At 60.5% G+C, this 921-nt stretch carries 3 protein-coding genes; all 3 read left to right on the top strand.

The features are described 5' to 3' along the window. Positions 1-396 (top strand): succinate dehydrogenase, cytochrome b556 subunit (gene sdhC, locus QCE73_RS33850; RefSeq protein WP_250487933.1); only part of this gene is annotated, 396 nt, incomplete at its 5' end. Between the two features lie 2 nt (positions 397-398). Continuing rightward, a complete protein-coding gene (sdhD, locus tag QCE73_RS33845; protein WP_187605503.1) occupies positions 399-767 on the top strand; it encodes a succinate dehydrogenase, hydrophobic membrane anchor protein in 369 nt (122 codons plus the stop codon). A gap of 5 nt (positions 768-772) precedes the next feature. After that, a partial coding sequence (locus QCE73_RS33840; protein ID WP_309885315.1) for an FAD-binding protein occupies positions 773-921 on the top strand: 149 nt, incomplete at its 3' end.

The following is a 921-nucleotide window of genomic DNA, read 5'->3' as shown; positions in this document are numbered from 1 at the left end:
AAAAAACCAAGGCCGGAATACCGGAACATCGGAATCGGCCAGCTCGCGAAGTATCGCTTGCCGCTGGCAGGGAAGGTTTCGATCCTGCATCGTGTGAGCGGGCTGCTGCTCTTCGTGTGTCTGCCGTTCATCCTGTACCTGCTCGATCAGAGCCTCACGTCGGAAATTTCGTTCGACGCGTTCAAGGGCTTTCTCGCCAACCCCATCGTCAAGATCGTCACGCTCGTGCTGTCGTGGGCGTATCTGCATCACTTCTGCGCGGGCATCCGCTTTCTGCTGCTCGACACCCACGTCGCGGTGAACAAGGAAGGCGGCCGTCAGACCGCCCTCATCGTGCTGATCGTTTCGCTGTTGCTCACGCTCGCGATGGCCCTCAAGATCTTCGGAGTGTTCTAAACATGGCAACGCAAAATCGAGTCGGCCCCAAGCGCCTGGTCGTGGGCGCGCATTACGGCCTGCGCGACTGGCTCGCGCAACGCATCACCGCGGTGGTGATGGCCGTCTATACCGTCATTCTGCTGTTCTGGTTCTTCGGCGCGCACAACTTCTCCTATGAAGGCTGGGCGGGCATCTTCGCGACCCAGTGGATGAAGCTCGCGACTTTCGTGGCCTTGCTTTGCCTCTTCTACCACGCGTGGGTCGGCATTCGCGACATCTGGATGGACTACGTCAAGCCGATGAGCTTGCGCCTGCTCTTGCAGGTGTTGACCATCCTGTGGCTGATCGGATGCGCCGGCTACGCCGCACAGATTCTCTGGAGAGTTTAAAGAACATGGCTGCAATCAAGACTTCCCTGCCGCGTCGTCGCTTTGACGTGGTCATCGTCGGCGCGGGCGGCTCGGGCATGCGCGCATCGCTGCAACTCGCGCGCGCGGGCTTGTCGGTGGCGGTGCTGTCCAAGGTGTTTCCGACGCGCTCGCA

Source organism: Caballeronia sp. LZ029, assembly GCF_031451275.1.
Taxonomy (GTDB): Bacteria; Pseudomonadota; Gammaproteobacteria; order Burkholderiales; family Burkholderiaceae; genus Caballeronia; species Caballeronia jiangsuensis.
This window is presented reverse-complemented; position numbering and strand designations above follow the sequence as displayed.